Below are 15,819 nucleotides of genomic sequence, written 5' to 3'. Positions count from 1 at the left end.
CGTAAAGTTGCAATTCATGAAACCTACTCCGCTACAATTATCTGTGAATCACAGTAAAACCCCGATGAGCTCGGTGCTTATCGGTGTATTCGTGCTGATTTTGACACTTTTGTCAGGCACTATGCTTCAGGCACAGGCACAGCAATATCAGCGCGTTGCTAATCAGCTGCTTACTTCAAACACGGGAACGAATCAGGCCGTAGCGAACAAGCTGCAGGCCGGTATTTCAGTACAGTTTCGCAACACGCCTGTTTTGGAAGCCCTGGAAACAGTTGCCTCCGAAACGGGATTGCTGCTGAACTACAACAGAAGTGCTATTAATACCAGTGTGAAAATTACCGGTAATTTCCCGCAGCGTTCGGCCGAGTATGTGCTCGATAGCATCACCCGGCAGGCGGGCTTATTTTACTATGTAACTGAAGGCGGGCAGCTTGTACTGCTGGCCAATGAGCTGCCTGATACGACCGGGAACCTCACCGGCAGTATTCGCGACGCCGAAACCGGCGAGCCGCTTACCGGTGCCACCATATTTGTGGAGGGCCTCAATATTGGACGGGCCGTTGATGTAGATGGCGTTTTTGAGCTCAGCAACCTTCCGGAAGGTACTTACACGGTACGGCTTTCCTTTATAGGCTATCAGACCAAGCGGCGCGAGATCAGCATTACAGCCGGTGAAACCCGCGAACTGCACTTTACGATGCAAATGGATGTGGCCTTTTTGGATGAGGTTGTTGTAACCGGCTATTCGGTGCGGCAGCGAAGCATCCCGACCGGTTCACTTTCCCGTATTGAAGGAGCAGAGATTCAGCAAAGTTTAATTCAATCGCCCGATCAGGCCCTTCAGGGCCGGATGAGCGGAGTGATGGCGACCCATACCAGCGGTCAGCCCGGTAGCGGGCTTATGATTCGGGTGCGTGGCCGTGGCTCCATAAATGCGTCTAACTCGCCGATTTACATTGTGGACGGGGTTCAGGTGCGTACAGATTTCACCTCGGTAATTGTTCAGGATAATGCGCTTACCGGTATCAATCCTAATGACATTGAGAGCATTGAAGTGCTCAAAGATGCTTCTGCTACCGCGCTTTACGGGGCACAGGGTGCAAACGGGGTAGTGCTTATTACAACAAGGCAAGCACGCCGCGGGCAGACGCAAATCAATCTTTCCACACAGGTTGGCTTCAACGCACAACCCGATAAAATTGATGTGATGGACGGTCCGACCTGGACCGAAACCATGATTCAGGGCTTTGTGAATCGCGAAGTTGATCGCGGCAGAGATGCCACAGAGGCCCGGGAACTGGCACTTGCCCGGTACGGCGACCCGGCTACTGCCCCAACCTACGACTGGCAGGATGCACTCACCCGTTCAGGTGCACTTCAGAAATACAGTGTTTCAGCCTCGGCCGGTTTCGATAATACCCGGATATTTCTTTCAGGCTCGTACGATTTTGAGCAGGGGGCATCGCTCGCAAGCGATTTCAGTACCCTGCGTTTCCGTTCAAATATCGATCACAGCTTCAACGACCGCTTTACCGTGGCAACACGCCTGAGTGCATCAACCTCAACGGCTAACGGCCTGGTAACGGGCAGTGCTAACATCAACAGCCCGTTTCACGGAGGGATTACACAGCGCCCGATCGACGCTATTTTCACCGATGACGGCGGTTACAACCACAACGACTTTATCCGGGTGAATCTGGTACAGCAGCTCAACGAAAATGTTAGGCAGGCTACTACGCGTCAGTTCCGGGGCAGCGTAAGCGGTATTTACCGCATTCAGGAAAACCTGTCGTTCCGTTCTCTTTGGGGGGTTGATTTCCGCACCGTGCGTGACCGTGCCTACACCTCAGCATTGTTACCGCGATACGCCTCAACCGGCGGCTCTCTCACCGAGCGATTCCGTGAAACGGTGGCCTTCAACACCAATCAGATCATTGAATACTTCCAAAACTTTGATGATCACGACATCAATGTTGTGGCCGGTGTTGAATACCGCGAAAACAACTACCAGAGTTTTGCTGCTGCCGGCGAAATGTTCCCGAACCCGCTGTTTCAGCAGCTCGATCTTGCCGCCATCGAAAGCAGTATCTCCGGCCGCACTACTGAGTCAAAAAACGCCGGCGCCTTCACCCGTGCAGATTACAGCTTCATGCAGCGCTATTTCCTTAGCGGAAGCATGCGCTACGATGGCTCCTCCCGCTTTGGCGAGAAAAACCGCTGGGGTTTGTTCTATTCCGGTGCCCTTGCCTGGGATATGGCACAGGAAAGCTTCATGGATAGTTTTAGCTTCATAGATATGTTCAAGCTGCGCACGAGCTACGGAATAACCGGTAACTCAGGCATTAGCGATTTTGCATCCCGCTCGCTGTTTGGCAGTGGCGGTACCTACGAAGGTTCAACCGGATTGCGCCCAAGCGGTCTCGGTAATGATGTGCTCACCTGGGAGGAAGCCCAAACACTCGATATAGGCGTTGAACTTTCCCTTTTTGAAGGAAGGCTGTTTGCCGATATTAACCGCTTCCGCACCAAAAACAAAAATCTGCTTCTGAATGCCTTCCTGCCAACCGACAGCGGTTTCTCAAGCATCGCACGTAACGCGGGCGTAGTGCAGAACACCGGCTGGGAAATTGAGCTGGGCGGCCGGGTACTCAACTATGGCGCCTTCAACTGGACGAGCAGCTTCAACTTCACCTGGCAGGAAAACGAAATCCTGGAACTGGTGGATGGTCTGGATATCCTCGGCTCGTCTGTTAGGGTTGGTTTCCCGCTGGATGTAATCTGGGACAACGAATTCGTAGGGATTAACCCAGCCGATGGCCGCGTAATGTGGCTCGACGAAAATGGCGATATCACCTACCGCAGAACAAGTGCAGACCAGCGTATGCTTGGCACCTTTTCGCCGGATTTCTTTGGTGGTTTTGTAAACACTTTCCGCTATGCGAATTTCCAGCTGTACACCTTCTTTCAGTATGAGTACGGCCGCTCAACCTTCAACCAAACCATTGGCCGTCGTATGCACAGCGTGAGCAGCGAACGCGGTCTGCATGCCCGCGTAGCACGCGATGCCTGGCAGCAGCCTGGAGATATGACCTATCTGCCGCGCCACTACATTTCAAGTTCATTCCCGGGAAGCAGTAGCCATAATACCAACTCGGTGTACATTAACGATGCTTCCTATATCCGCCTCAAGGAAGTTCGCCTTGATTATCAGGTACCGTCTCATATGCTTGAGCGCATCAGCCTTACACGGGCCAACGTGTTTGTGCAGGGCCGCAACCTGCTCACATGGACAAATTACATGTTCGGTGATCCCGAATTTGTAGGGCAGGGAACAGGCGAGTATCCGCAGTCCCGACAGATCTCCATGGGCGTAAACCTCCAATTCTAAACAGGCATCCACAACATTATGAAACGATTTATTCTTTCTGTAACAACCGGTTTGTTGCTGATGCTGCTCATCAGCGCCTGCGACGGCCTGCTTGATACTGAACCAACTATTCAGATCAGCTCCGATCAGGTTACCACAACGGTAAGCGGCATGGAAGCCATCCTGATTTCCGCTTACGACCGTCTTCGCGACGAAAACCTGTACCGCTACTGGATTATGGGTGCCCCTGAAATTCTTGCCGATAACTCGCAGCTTCACCCGATAAACTCTGGGCGGTTCAGCGGTCAGGCCGAAAATCAGATTGGTTCACACTTCACCTCCGGGGTATGGTCAACCTCGTACCGACTCATCAATGAAGCCAATATTATTATTGACGGCATTGAGCGTACAGAGACCACACAAGCAACCCGCGACCGCATCAAGGGTGAAGCCCTGTTTCTGCGCGGGCTGGCCTACCATGAGCTGCACCGTGTGTATGCCTACGAGCCAAACCACCCAATGCTGAGTGAGTGGAGTGAAGGGGTGATCATGCGCACGAACCCGACCCTGGGTTTATCAGATGCTGATATGCGGCCTCGCTCATCCGTTGCGGAAGGTTATCAGCAGATTGAGGCCGATTTTCTCGAGGCAGCACAGCTGCTCGACGGCAACGACCGCGGGAGTGTTCACTTTGTGAATCTGGCAACAGTACACGCGGGTCTGGCTCGTTTGTATCTGTACTGGGAGCGCTGGGCTGATGCGTATGAGCATGCAGGCCTGGCCCTCGAAAATGCTATCGGCAACCTTACGGACTACAGCAGCGGAGCCAATATCTTCGACATGCTTCCGAATCCCGAGGCTATTTTCGAGCTTTCATTCGATAACACACACGGCAGCAGCGGCTCTATGAACGCGGTAACAAGTCCGCCGCCGGGCTGGTTCGACCTGCTTCCTTCTGATGAACTCCTCGCCCTGTACAGCGACGACGACCTGCGCAACAACCTCTTCGCAGTGCATACCGACGGCTTCCCCTACATCCTCAAATACCCCGGAACTGTAGGGCAAAACACCGATAATATCGTGGTATTCCGCATCCCCGAAATGATCCTCATTCAGGCAGAAGCGGCTTTCGAACTGGGTCAGGAAGCAACGGCCATTGGCCACCTGAACACCCTGCGCGCCGCACGCGGCCTTGGTGCATATGATACGCCCCCAAGCGGACAGGCACTTTTTAATGAGATTTTTGACGAGCGCCGCCGTGAGCTGGCCTTTGAAGGCCATCGCTGGTTCGACCTCAAGCGCCGGGCAATGGAAGTGCCTAAGCCGGCAGTGAATCTCAACCCGCCGCTTAGCTTTGATGATTTCCGAATCCTTGCGCCGCTTTCCGGCACACAGGTGGAAAACAACCCGCTCCTCAACCAAAACCCCGGCTACTAAGCTGAACCTGAAATCCATTCCATCATGAAAACAAGATTAAACCTATTTCTAATGGCAGCAGCCCTTATGCTGCTGATGCTCTCAGGCTGCTTCCCGGATAACAAAGTGATTTACAGCGGTCCGCTGCAGGTTGAGTTCAACCCCGTTTCGGATACGCAGCGCATGAGTAACGGAACTACCTACGACGCAACTGTGCAGCTTATCGGGCCGCATCAGGATACCGACATTCAGGTACAGTTCGAAATTGATACCGAAAACAGCAGTGCTGTGCTTGGTGAGCATTTCCAGATCGCCTCTTTCACAACCGTGATCCCTGCGAACAGCAGTTTCGCAACCATCCGGATCGAGGCTATTGCGGAAAACGTAACAAGTGCGCGCCCTGTGGTAGTGCTTCGCCTTATGGGCGATACCACCGGTGAGGTGCTTCCAGCCAATAACTACCGGGAGTTCGCCCTCACGCTCAGACCATGATCCATAGCTGTTGACCTCGGAGAGAAGCATCCGCACAGCTTCTCTCATACAGCAAAAGCTGCGGGTGAGTCGGGTATACCCTGCTCCCCGCAGCTTTTTTTTTAGGGTAGGGGGGATGTGTTTCCTGGCCTGACCCCGTCTATTAATTTTTCTTACATAAGGTATTTAAGGATGATGAATTCAGATGTTCTTCCGGCCGGTAACTGCCAAAGATGGTGCTTAATTCTGTTGGTCTTGCTATTCCTTTACGCCTGTGATACAACCGGGCCTGAAACGGAAGTTGTACCGCCGGAGGAGGAGCCGCCACCGCCTCCGCAGGCTGACTGCCGGCCCGCGCCCGGTAACCCTGCCGGTTTTGAAGCGATCCGGGGGCAGGTAAAGCGACCTGCCGAGCAGCTTCAGCACCGGCTGAGCGAAGCCGACCCGCAATTTGCCGGCATCTACATCAGCGATGATGGCTTGCTCACACTCGCAGTAGCCGGAAACGACATACAGGCCTCCGCAGAACTCGATGCTGCTGTAAGGCACGAGATGCGTTCCGGCCTGCTTCGTACAGCTGATTTAGCGCAAAGGTCAGGTGGTGCTGCAATTCAGGCTGTTACGGCTGATTTCACCTTCCGTGAACTGGCTGCCTGGCGTGAAACAGTTACCGCACGGGTGCTGGGCAGCAGGCGGTTTCCGCACGTGATCAGCAGTTTTATTGACGAAGCGGAAAACCGGGTGATGCTTGGCGTCGATGCGCGGCATTTCCACGCGGGCAGTATCGGGCAGTTGCGGCAGTTTGCCTCCGAAACGCTCGGCATACCTGAAACGGCGCTCGTCATTTTTGCCGATCAGCCGGACCTCGAGGACGGGGAGTGGGATGATGCTCACGAACCAGCTTTCCGCACGGCAGCCGTTGCCGGTGCAGGTATCGGGCTGTCGGATGATGGCGAAGATGCTTCGGATTTATCCGGCAGCATTCAGGCGCGTCAGCGGCCGCTGGTTGGCGGGCTGCGCATCCGTTTCGGGAGTTCAAGCCTCTGCACCATGGGCTTTTTCGGCACGGCCGGTGAACGCGAGGTGATGGTCACCAATGCGCACTGTTCGGTACTGCCGCACCGTACCGGCAGCACCATCTACTGGCAGGGTGCCCGAAATAATGACGATGACGAAATCGGCATCGAACTCGACGGCGGCGACCCGACTATGGAAGCCTGCGTGGAAATGAACGACGACTGCTGGCCCTGCAAATGGAGTGATGCCGCCCTTGTGCAGTTGAACGCCGAAGTACCCCGCCTGCCCGAAAACATCGCCAAAACCACCGTTGAGAGCACCGACTGGATGAGCAACGGCTCCCTCATCATCGATACTGATGATCCGGTTTTTACCGTGGTGGGTCTGGAGACCAGCCTCATTCAGGGCATGGAAGTCCACAAGGTCGGCGGCAATTCGGGATGGGGTTCCGGCCCTGTAACGCGCACCTGCTACGACAGCCGGCGCAGCAGTCACGGCTTCATCCTGCAGTGCCAGAACCGGGCCCGATACTCCACCGATGGCGGCGGTACAAGCGGATCGCCGGTATTTGTGCGTCTGCCGCAAGAGAACCACCCGGATGTACCCAACCCCGTTGCGATAGCCGGCATACACTGGGGTAGCAGCGCCCGCGATACGCCGGGCGGCTACAGTGCCTTCAGCCCGCTCAGCGGCATCCTCACGGATTTGCCGCTGCTGGAAGTTGCCAGGGTTACGCCACCGGCATCAGCCGCCCTTCGGGCAGACTAAACGGAACCCGCACATTGCCGGGAGAGTGGCTTCCGGGCTCTGAGCGCATCCCCCTAAAACCAAAAGCAGTCATAAACAGAACAGGCCCCGGAGCTTAGCTTTGGGGCCTGTTTTGCAAGGTTGGAAAAGGGGTGCGGGCTATTTTACGAGCATCATTTTCCGGGTGAGTACGGTGCTGCCGGCCTGCAGCCGGTAGAGGTAAACACCGCTGCTGAGGCTGCCGGCATCAAAACTGAGCTGGTGTTCGCCGGCGTTTTGCTGCCCGTTGAAAAGTACGCTGATGAGCTGCCCTTTAAGATCGTACACTTGTACGGAAACACTTGATGGTTCGCTGAGCTCATAGCTGATAACGGTGGTGGGGTTAAAGGGGTTCGGGTAATTCTGGCTGAGCGTAACCTGCTGCGCCAGCTCGGTTGCGGCCGGAATGCTTACCGGCTCAGGACAGGTGCCCCACACAGGGAACTGCCCTAAAATGAGGCCGCTGTTTGAACTAAAAAAAGGCGGCATGGATAAAATGAATTCAACACACCATCCGGACAGATCCTGGCTGAAATCCATGGCAGAACGAAACATCCCGTTCATGTTAGTGACCGTGCTTACATCCCAGTTGCCGATATCCTGGTTGAAAGCGATGGCAGAACGAAACATTTCCCACATCCCGAAAACATTACCTACATCCCAACCGGAAATATCCTGATTGAAAGAAAAAGCATTTCTGAACATGAAATTCATTTGTATCACATTGCTTACATCCCAGGCTGAGATATCCTGATTGAAGTCGTAGGCGTTGTCAAACAGCCTGCTCATGTTTGTAACACTGCTTGTATCCCAGGTGCTGATGTCTTCATTAAACTCCCATGCGTTCAGAAAGATGCCGGACATTGATGTTACCCCGCTCGTACAGCTTGTAGCAGCATTTTCCGGCGTAATATCTTCGCGGTCGCGTTTCGTAAAGGTGATGTCGGTTCCGTTTATGGTTACAACTCCGGAATCTCCGAAAGAAGCATCCGGACACATCACGGTAATGCCGTTCTCTGCCAGGTAAAAGTCAGAATCAGCGTAAGCAGACTGCGCGGGAAAAAGCACCGAAAAAAAGATTAATGCGAAACCGATTGCATGAAGCACAAGAGCACGGTGGTAATTGTTCAGCCTAAGGTTGGTTTGGTAGGATAGTTCTTTGTAAATCATAAGTAAAAATTATGTTAGTGGCGGTTGGTTAGTTAAGGCCGGCTGTTTGAAGTTAAGATGCCGGAACAGACTCGGAAGTGCGCAGGGCACTTGCTGATTATTGCAGCCAGCTGCTTGGCCGAAAACCGGACACGAAAAGTTAAGTTTCATATGCTCTTTAATCCTGACCTATGCAGTGGAAGATCGTCTGATATAGCTATTTTTAAAATACGTATTTATAATTTTATTTTTACAAAAAAAATGGAGTTGGTTTTTATGCCGTAAATCTAAACTAAAAAAGCCCCGAAGCGGGGCTTCGGGGCTTTGAAAAAGGTCCAAATAAAGAAAAGGCGGGATTTACATCGGCGGCGGGGGCGGCGGAGGCGGGGGCAGGATGAGCGGCCCGGCAGGCGACATCAGGACAACTGAGTTGTCAGCGTCGAAGTCGGTAGCGGTAATACGGGGTTTTTCGTAGGATTCTTTCATAGGTCGCTGATGGCGTCTGGACAGGTAGTTGTGTTTCATTATGATACGGAAATATTTTCGATAAACTGAAATAAAGAGAAATCTCAGATTTCCAAAGCAACTGCAATCCGCCGCAGTAAAAACCTTGCCGGCCGGAGCCGTCAGCATCCGGCCGGTTCGCTTAAGCAGATTTATTTGAGGTATTTATCGAGCCAGCCGTAAAACTCGCGATGCCAGAGCAGGCTGTTTTGCGGGCTCAGAATCCAGTGGTTTTCGTTGGGGAAAAGCACCATGCGGCTGTCGATGCCCATGCGCTGTGCAACGGTAAAGGCCTGAAAGCTCTCGGTTACCGGCACGCGGTAATCTTTTTCCCCGTGAATAATGAGGATGGGGGTATCCCAGTTGCGCACGTACAGATGGGGCGAGTGCTGATCGTAGCTGACCGGCCGCGGATCATCCCAGTAAGAGCCGTCGAGGTCGAAGTGTACGAAGAACATTTCCTCGGTTGTGCCATACATGGCCTCAAGGTGGAACACGCCGGCATGCGAGATGAAGGCGCTGAAGCGGCCTTCGTGGTTGCCGGCCATCCAGAATACGGAGTAGCCGCCGAAGCTCGCCCCAATAGCACCGAGCCGGTTTTCATCTACCCAGGCTTCTTCCTTCACATTGTCGATGGCGCTGAACAAATCCTGCATGGCCTGTCCGCCCCAGTCGCCGCTGATTTGCCGGTTCCACTCCTCGCCGAAAGAAGGGAGCCCGCGGCGGTTGGGCGCAACGACCACATAGCCGGCTCCGGCCATCACCTGGAAATTCCAGCGGTAGGAGAAGAATTGAGATACCGTGCCCTGCGGACCCCCCTGCGCGTAGAGCAGGGCCGGGTACTGCTGTGTTTCGTCGAAATCCGGCGGCAGGATCACCCACACAAGCATCTGCTTGCCGTCGGTGGTTTCGACCCAGCGCTGGGTGACTTCGCCCAGGGTGAGGCTTCCCATCAGCTCATCATTAATATGGGTGAAGCGGCTCATTTCGCCGTTTTCGGCACCAACCAGGTAAAGCTCAACCGGCGAGGACATCGACATCACCCCGGCAACCAGCACGGAGCGGCCGCCGGCATCAAGGCCTTCTTCGAAGCCGGTTACATCGTGTACGCCTTCGGTGAGCTGCCGTACCGGCGGATACATGGAGCGCGCCAGCATGTTGAGCTCGAAAATCTGTACCGTAGCTTCGGTTCCGCTCGTGATGAAGATCCGGCTGCCGTCGCGGCTGTATCGGGCAGCATTCATGTTGCCGTCGAAGCCGGTGCTGAGTTCGCGGGTGTTGCCGGTTTCCAGGTGCAGCTCCATGAGGCGGTAGCGGTCGCTCTCGTACAGGGGCGTCACCATCTGATTCCAGATCATGCTGCTGCCGTCCGGGCTGAAGGCCGGGTAAAAATCGTAGCCGGGGTTCGGGGCTGTGAGGTTGCGGGTTTCACCGGTAGCAAGGTCGTACAGATAGATGTCAGAGTTCGTGCTGTATGCGTATTCGGTGCGGTCCATTTTTTTGGAGGTGTAGGCAATCATGGTGCCGGAAGGGTGCCAGGCAATCTGGGAGGAACCGCCAAACGGCTTGAGCGGGGTGTCGTAAGGCTGGCCTTCCATAATGTTTACGGCCGGGCCGGTGAGCTGCCCCGCGGCATAGGGGGCGATGTGCAGGTGACGGTAGGTGCCGTCGTGCCAGGTATCCCAGTGCCGGTACATGAGGTTATCGATGATGCGCACCTCGGCCAGCGGATATTCCGGGTAGAGATCGAGGCTGTTCGGGTCAACGCGCACGTTCCGCACGAAGGAGAGGTGCCGGCCGTCGGGGCTGTACTGCGCGAACATCACGCCGCCTTCGAAGTCGGTGACCTGACCGAGGTAGGTGCCGTCGGGGTCCATTTCATGGAGCTGACCGCCGCGCATGAAGCCGATGCGCTCACCCGAAGGGTGCCAGACCGGCGATGAAGCCGAAGCGCCGGTTGTGAGCTGCATGATGATTTCTGAACCGATATCGCGTCGGTAGATATGAGTGGACGACGAATTTTCGTCAACCGACATATAGGTGATGGTGAACAGCACGGTGCGTCCGTCGGGCGAAACGACGGGATTTCCGAGGCGGCCGATCTCCATCATGAGCTCCGGGGTGAGTCCGCCGGATTGTGCGGCGCTGTTCGGGGCACTGAGGCCGGTAAACAGGGCTGTGAACAAAATGAGGGCGAGGGCGTTGCCCATCACCCTAAACAACGAAATGCGGGTGCAGCGCAGAGGCTTGCCGCTTGGTAAAAGAGCGTTCATACAGGTCAGATTTGAAGGTTTTGGAAATAAAAAAAGGGGAACACGAAACAAGTCGTATTCCCCAAGATAGGCAATTTTCGGGGGATGGCGCCCCGCTTTACGGCAGCTTTGCCGGCCTATTCAAAGGTAAGGGTTGTGCGCCCGCCGGATGTACGCAGGGTGATTTCGGAAGCCCCGGCCCCGAATCTGCCGCTGATGCGGTTCCGGCTGATATCGCTGTTCTGCATTTCGCCGCGTAGGGTACCCTGCATGCTTGCGCTGCTACCGCGCAGGTTGAGGGTGAGCCCCGGACTGTCGGTTGCGGTGAGCGAAGCCGGCAGGTTCAGGCTCACGTTGCCGCCGCTGGTAGTCAGATTCACGGACTCGCCCGGCTCCGCAATCGAAGCGGTGATGTTACCGCCCGAGGTGCTTGCGCTGATGGTGCCGTTCGAATCGCGGATGCTGATGTTGCCGCCGGAGGTGCGTACGCGCAGGTTGCCGCTGCTGTTGCTGAGGGTGATGCGGCCGCCGGAGGTGCTCGCGTCAAGCTCACCGCTTACGCCTCTTGCTTCAATGTTGCCGCCGCTGGTACTGGCGCGAAGGCTGCCCGAAGCGTCTGCAAGGCTCACGTTGCCGCCGCTGGTGCGGAGGTTCTGCGTGCCGTTGAGACCCCTCAGGCTGATGTTACCCCCGGAGGTCGTAGCCTCGGCCGAACTCCCGGCCGGCGCCATGATATGGTAGGAAACGCTCACGTTCCCGCCTGAGCTGCCAAACAGGCTGAAACCGGAGCGGTTTCTGCTCCGTGCGCTAACGGAAATTTCATCACCGTTCTGTTCGATGGTAAGGTCGGCGTATTGCGAGAGGTCGTCGCCGGGGCTCAGGTACCGGCCTGCCCGTCGTGCAATTACGTGTATCACCACTTCATCGCGGTCGTGCCGCTCGATGGTGACGTTACCGCCCGAAGTTGCGGCCGAGAGAGACGGAGCGTTTCCGGTGCGGAAGGTTTCGGTGCGGTACACATTATCGGGCTGGGCCGTTAGCGGCAGCAGGGCAGGCATGAGCAGCAGCAGAATGCCTGCAACAAGTATCGTAAATTTGGTATGCATCACTTTGTACATTAATTAAATGTCTGATTTTCTAAGGGTGTAGCTGACCGGCATTTTACGAACCTCCTGAGCAAAATGTTAGTGTATGAGCAGCAATAAATTGAGGCAAATGCTTTTCAGTGATATCTGGTCTGAACCATTATGACTGCCTGCCGGTTTTGGGTTCATCATCAAAAAACCAAAATCAACCAAAGTATGAAATCATTTTACCCGCTTACTGTGGCATTCATTGCCGGTATTTTTTTGTTGTTTTTCGGGGGATGTGCTTCCGGCCCTGAAGAAGTGCCGGTGCCGGCTGAACTGGCGTTTGCGGAGGAAGCCGCACAGGAAAGACCGCACTTGCAGGTCGAGCCGCTGAGTGCGGAGGAAATCGCCGCCTTCAGGCAGCTGACGGACCGCTCTGTGATTGACCGCGTGGAGCGCACGGAGCGGGAGTGGCGGGAGCTGCTCACCCGGGGCGAGTACCGCATCCTGCGCAATGAGGGCACTGAGCTGCCCTGGCGCAACGAATACAACAGCGAGACCCGGGAAGGCATTTATTACTGCCGTGGATGTCATCATCCGTTATTTTCATCGGAAGTGAAGTACGACTCCCGCACCGGCTGGCCCAGCTTTTGGGAGCCCCTGGCGAAAATCAGCACCGACTACCGTGAAGACCGTTCCCTGTTTATGGTTCGCACCGAGGTGATTTGCGCCCGCTGCGACTCGCACCTGGGCCACGTATTTGAAGACGGACCCGAACCGACCGGCCTGCGCTACTGCATGAATTCTGCAGCCATGATATTTGTGCCTCAGCAAATAGCCGCAGAATAAAAAAGCAGGCTAAAGACTTCACGTGCGGTTTAAATTTTACAGCAGGTCGTTCAGGCAGCTATTATTTTGGTTGTTTGCTGAATCAATCTAACCTTACTACCCGAAGTTAATTTTACTATGATCAAAATTTATCCGGCGCTGTTAATGCTCACAGCGCTGCTCGTGGCCTGGGCGTGTTCATCCTCCGAAAAAACAACCAAAGAGCAGCGGACTCAAAACCTGATGCTGCTGCACGACACCCGCCCGATACCGTATCCTATCGACATCCCCGGTGAATATCTCGCAGCCATCGAGGCCGGCACCCGCACCGAAACCGGCGCACCGGGCGAGCACTTCTGGCAGCAGTATGCAAGCTACGACATCGAGGCAACCCTTAATCCGGTAACCAAAAAACTGGAAGGGCAGATGCGGGCCACCTACTTTAATCAGTCGCCGGATGAGCTCGGGCGCCTCCACATGGAGCTGGCGCTGAACGTGCACCGCAAAGGCGTTGTGAGGGCCCGCACGCAGGACATCACCGGCGGAAAGCAGATTCAGGCTGTTACCGTGAACGGGCGCAGGCTTACCGAAGGTCAGAACCGTTTTCCGGCCTATGTGGTGCAGGGCACGCAGCTGATCATTTATCTGGCTGAGGGCCTGCCGTCGGGGGGTGAGGTGGAGGTCGAAATCGAATGGACGGCGGAAATTCCGCGCCGGGGTGCATCCGGCAGAAACGGCTGGGCTGACGACCTCTTCTTCCTGGGTTACTGGTACCCGCAGTTCAGCGTATATGATGATGTGTACGGCTGGTTCACCGAGCCCTTTAGAGGAAACGCTGAGTTCTATCACGGATTCGCGGATTACCGCCTGGCCATAACCATGCCCGATGACTGGGTTGTGATGGCGACCGGGGATTTCCTCAATCCTGATGAAACGCTCGCACCCCATGTGCTGGAGCGCTATCTGGCGGCTAAAGAAAGTGATGAAGTAATTCATGTAATCACCGCAGAAGATTTCGGCCGCAACGCAACTGCTGAAAGTGAAAACGGCATGCTCACATGGCATTTCGAAAGTGAGCGGGTGCGGGATGTGGCCTTCAGTGCGACCCGCAAATCATTCTGGGATGCACGCCGCACGCCCGTTGGTGACCTCACCGGCGACGGGCAGACCAACTACTCGCTCATGAACGCCTTCTACCGCGAGCTCGCCCCGCTGTGGACCGAGATGGCGGAATACAACGCGCATGCCATCAGCTTTTTATCGGAAATGACCGGCTTCCCGTATCCCTGGCCGCACATGACCTCCGTTGAAGGCTCGACCATAATCGGCGGCGGAATGGAATACCCGATGATGACCCTCATGGGCGATTATAATCAGCGGGGTGCGATGGCGCTCTACAGCGTAACCGCGCACGAACTCGCGCACATGTGGTTCCCCATGATTGTGAGCACCAACGAGCGCATCTACACCTGGATTGACGAAGGCAACACCGTGTTTGCTACGGACGAAGCCCGTCACAACCGTTTCCCCGAAGTGGATAAGCATGCCGGCACTCAGCAAAGCTATATCAGTTTTGCGCGCAACAACCGGGAAGGCGAGCTGATGCGCTGGTCTGATTTTCACTACTCGCAGCAGGCGTACGGCATTGCTTCTTACCCCAAACCGGCTTCCGTGCTGGTTGCACTTCGCGGGGTAATCGGCGAAGATTTATTTTGGGAAGCGTACCGAACTATAGTGCAGGAATGGGCCTTTAAGCAAATGTACCCCTGGGATATGTTCCGTACCTTTGAACGCGTGAGCGGCATGGACCTCGGCTGGTTCTGGCGGTCCTGGTACTACGAAACCTGGACGCTCAATCAGGGCATTGCCGGGCTGCACATCGAAGACGGCGAAAGCGTAATACGGATTAGGGATTACGGCAACGTGCCCATGCCTGTGCTGCTGCGCATCACCCGTGCAAACGGCGAAGTAAACGATGCCCGCATCTCACACGAACACTGGCTCACCGGCACGAGAAACGCCGAATACAGGGCGCCCTACACCGACATCCTGCGTGTAGAAATTGACCCAGACCGGCACTTCCCTGACATAGACCGCAATAATATGGTTTACGACATCAGATAAAAAACTTGAAAAACCGGAGAAAAAGTAATACATTATGTAGTACAAACCGGCACAAGCCGGAATCTGCAAACCAAACTCCAAATGTCATGACGTCAGTACGCCTGCCCAAAGAGCTCGAGCAAAAGCTCGACAGCCTCGCTGAAGCCAAAAACTGCAGCCGCTCCGCCATCATCAAAGAAGCCCTGATGGCCTACGTAGAGCAGGAAGAAAACCTCAGCGAGCCTTTCATTGTTGGCGAGCCGCTTTTCGGAAACTACGGCAGCGGCACGGGCGGCAACTCCGTAAGCTACAAGGCAAAGCTTCGTGATAAGCTCGCCCGCAAGCACAACAAACCCATATCCTACTAAGCGATGGCACCCAAAAAAGGGCCTTCGAATATCATCCCGTTACGATACATCCTGGCCGATGCAGGGCCCTTCATAGCCCTCTTCGACCGGGATGACGACTGGCACGAGCCCGTACTTCGGTACATCAAAACCTTCCGGGGCAGGCTCATAACCACCTGGCCGGTACTTACCGAAGCCATGCACATGCTTGATTTTAATATCAAAGCGCAGCTCGACCTGCTCACCTGGGTTGAACGGAACGGGGTTCAGATCTTTGAACTCAATGCCGGTCACGTTCCGGAAATCAAGGCATACATGGAGAAGTACAGCAGCATCCGGCCCGATCTGGCAGACATCAGTCTGATGATTGCTGCTGACCGCATGAATGTAACCAACGTGCTAACCATCGATAACGATTTCAATATTTACCGCATGCCCGACGGGCAGTATCTTCATAATGTACTAAACAGCTAAGGAATTGCCGCTGAACTCCGAACCTCCCTTTCACC

12 protein-coding genes are annotated in these 15,819 nt (G+C 55.0%); 8 read left to right on the top strand and 4 right to left on the bottom strand.

The features are described 5' to 3' along the window. Nucleotides 1-43: 43 nt before the first annotated feature. The 4 genes from LAT75_RS00710 (at nucleotide 44) to LAT75_RS00695 (ending at nucleotide 7,039) form a co-directional block, all read left to right on the top strand. On the top strand, nucleotides 44-3,388 hold the full coding sequence (locus LAT75_RS00710; RefSeq protein WP_291480691.1) for a TonB-dependent receptor: 3,345 nt from the start codon (nucleotides 44-46) through the stop codon (nucleotides 3,386-3,388). Nucleotides 3,389-3,406: 18 nt separating this feature from the next. After that, nucleotides 3,407-4,804, top strand: coding sequence for a RagB/SusD family nutrient uptake outer membrane protein (locus LAT75_RS00705; protein WP_291480690.1), 1,398 nt, complete (start codon nucleotides 3,407-3,409; stop codon nucleotides 4,802-4,804). A 51-nt stretch (nucleotides 4,805-4,855) separates the two neighbouring features. Then, the gene (locus tag LAT75_RS00700) at nucleotides 4,856-5,275 is read left to right on the top strand and encodes a hypothetical protein (RefSeq protein ID WP_291480689.1); all 420 of its coding nucleotides are present in this window, start codon (nucleotides 4,856-4,858) and stop codon (nucleotides 5,273-5,275) included. 234 nt (nucleotides 5,276-5,509) lie between these two features. Next, on the top strand, nucleotides 5,510-7,039 hold the full coding sequence (locus LAT75_RS00695) for a hypothetical protein (protein ID WP_291480688.1): 1,530 nt from the start codon (nucleotides 5,510-5,512) through the stop codon (nucleotides 7,037-7,039). A gap of 138 nt (nucleotides 7,040-7,177) precedes the next feature. On the opposite strand, the gene LAT75_RS00690 is transcribed toward LAT75_RS00695, so the two are convergent. The 4 genes from LAT75_RS00690 to LAT75_RS00675 all read right to left on the bottom strand — a co-directional run bounded on the left by LAT75_RS00690 (nucleotide 7,178) and on the right by LAT75_RS00675 (nucleotide 12,068). Next, on the bottom strand, nucleotides 7,178-8,227 hold the full coding sequence (locus LAT75_RS00690) for a BspA family leucine-rich repeat surface protein (protein WP_291480687.1): 1,050 nt from the start codon (nucleotides 8,225-8,227) through the stop codon (nucleotides 7,178-7,180). 336 nt (nucleotides 8,228-8,563) lie between these two features. Next, nucleotides 8,564-8,692, bottom strand: coding sequence for a hypothetical protein (locus LAT75_RS00685; RefSeq protein WP_291480686.1), 129 nt, complete (start codon nucleotides 8,690-8,692; stop codon nucleotides 8,564-8,566). Nucleotides 8,693-8,862: 170 nt separating this feature from the next. Continuing rightward, a complete protein-coding gene (locus tag LAT75_RS00680; protein WP_291480685.1) occupies nucleotides 8,863-10,983 on the bottom strand; it encodes a S9 family peptidase in 2,121 nt (706 codons plus the stop codon). A 116-nt stretch (nucleotides 10,984-11,099) separates the two neighbouring features. Next, complete coding sequence (locus LAT75_RS00675) at nucleotides 11,100-12,068, bottom strand: DUF4097 family beta strand repeat-containing protein (protein WP_291480684.1); 969 nt, start codon at nucleotides 12,066-12,068, stop codon at nucleotides 11,100-11,102. Between the two features lie 195 nt (nucleotides 12,069-12,263). On the opposite strand from LAT75_RS00675, the gene msrB reads away from it, so the two are divergent. The 4 genes from msrB (at nucleotide 12,264) to LAT75_RS00655 (ending at nucleotide 15,784) form a co-directional block, all read left to right on the top strand. Continuing rightward, entirely contained in the window at nucleotides 12,264-12,881 is a 618-nt protein-coding gene (msrB, locus tag LAT75_RS00670; protein WP_291480683.1) for a peptide-methionine (R)-S-oxide reductase MsrB, read from the top strand. Between the two features lie 117 nt (nucleotides 12,882-12,998). Beyond that, on the top strand, nucleotides 12,999-14,984 hold the full coding sequence (locus LAT75_RS00665) for a M1 family metallopeptidase (RefSeq protein WP_291480682.1): 1,986 nt from the start codon (nucleotides 12,999-13,001) through the stop codon (nucleotides 14,982-14,984). Nucleotides 14,985-15,070: 86 nt separating this feature from the next. Continuing rightward, nucleotides 15,071-15,331: a ribbon-helix-helix domain-containing protein gene (locus LAT75_RS00660; protein WP_291480681.1), complete on the top strand. Its 261-nt coding sequence runs from the start codon at nucleotides 15,071-15,073 to the stop codon at nucleotides 15,329-15,331. Nucleotides 15,332-15,334: 3 nt separating this feature from the next. Then, nucleotides 15,335-15,784 (top strand): PIN domain-containing protein, encoded by a 450-nt coding sequence (locus LAT75_RS00655; protein ID WP_291480680.1) that lies wholly within the window; start codon nucleotides 15,335-15,337, stop codon nucleotides 15,782-15,784. Nucleotides 15,785-15,819 lie beyond the last annotated feature (35 nt).

Origin of the sequence: Cyclonatronum sp., assembly GCF_022565315.1 — a bacterium.
Lineage (GTDB): Bacteria > Bacteroidota > Rhodothermia > Balneolales > Cyclonatronaceae > Cyclonatronum.
Note: the sequence above shows the minus strand (reverse complement) of the source record. Positions and strands in the feature narration are given on the sequence as shown.

Coding starts and splice junctions, on each gene's coding strand:
- LAT75_RS00705 (WP_291480690.1), top strand. CDS start 3,407: ATGAAACGATTTATTCTTTCTGTAACAACCGGTTTGTTGCTGATGCTG.
- LAT75_RS00700 (WP_291480689.1), top strand. CDS start 4,856: ATGGCAGCAGCCCTTATGCTGCTGATGCTCTCAGGCTGCTTCCCGGAT.
- LAT75_RS00690 (WP_291480687.1), bottom strand. CDS start 8,227: ATGATTTACAAAGAACTATCCTACCAAACCAACCTTAGGCTGAACAAT.
- LAT75_RS00685 (WP_291480686.1), bottom strand. CDS start 8,692: ATGAAAGAATCCTACGAAAAACCCCGTATTACCGCTACCGACTTCGAC.
- LAT75_RS00680 (WP_291480685.1), bottom strand. CDS start 10,983: ATGAACGCTCTTTTACCAAGCGGCAAGCCTCTGCGCTGCACCCGCATT.
- LAT75_RS00675 (WP_291480684.1), bottom strand. CDS start 12,068: ATGCATACCAAATTTACGATACTTGTTGCAGGCATTCTGCTGCTGCTC.
- msrB (WP_291480683.1), top strand. CDS start 12,264: ATGAAATCATTTTACCCGCTTACTGTGGCATTCATTGCCGGTATTTTT.
- LAT75_RS00665 (WP_291480682.1), top strand. CDS start 12,999: ATGATCAAAATTTATCCGGCGCTGTTAATGCTCACAGCGCTGCTCGTG.
- LAT75_RS00660 (WP_291480681.1), top strand. CDS start 15,071: ATGACGTCAGTACGCCTGCCCAAAGAGCTCGAGCAAAAGCTCGACAGC.
- LAT75_RS00655 (WP_291480680.1), top strand. CDS start 15,335: ATGGCACCCAAAAAAGGGCCTTCGAATATCATCCCGTTACGATACATC.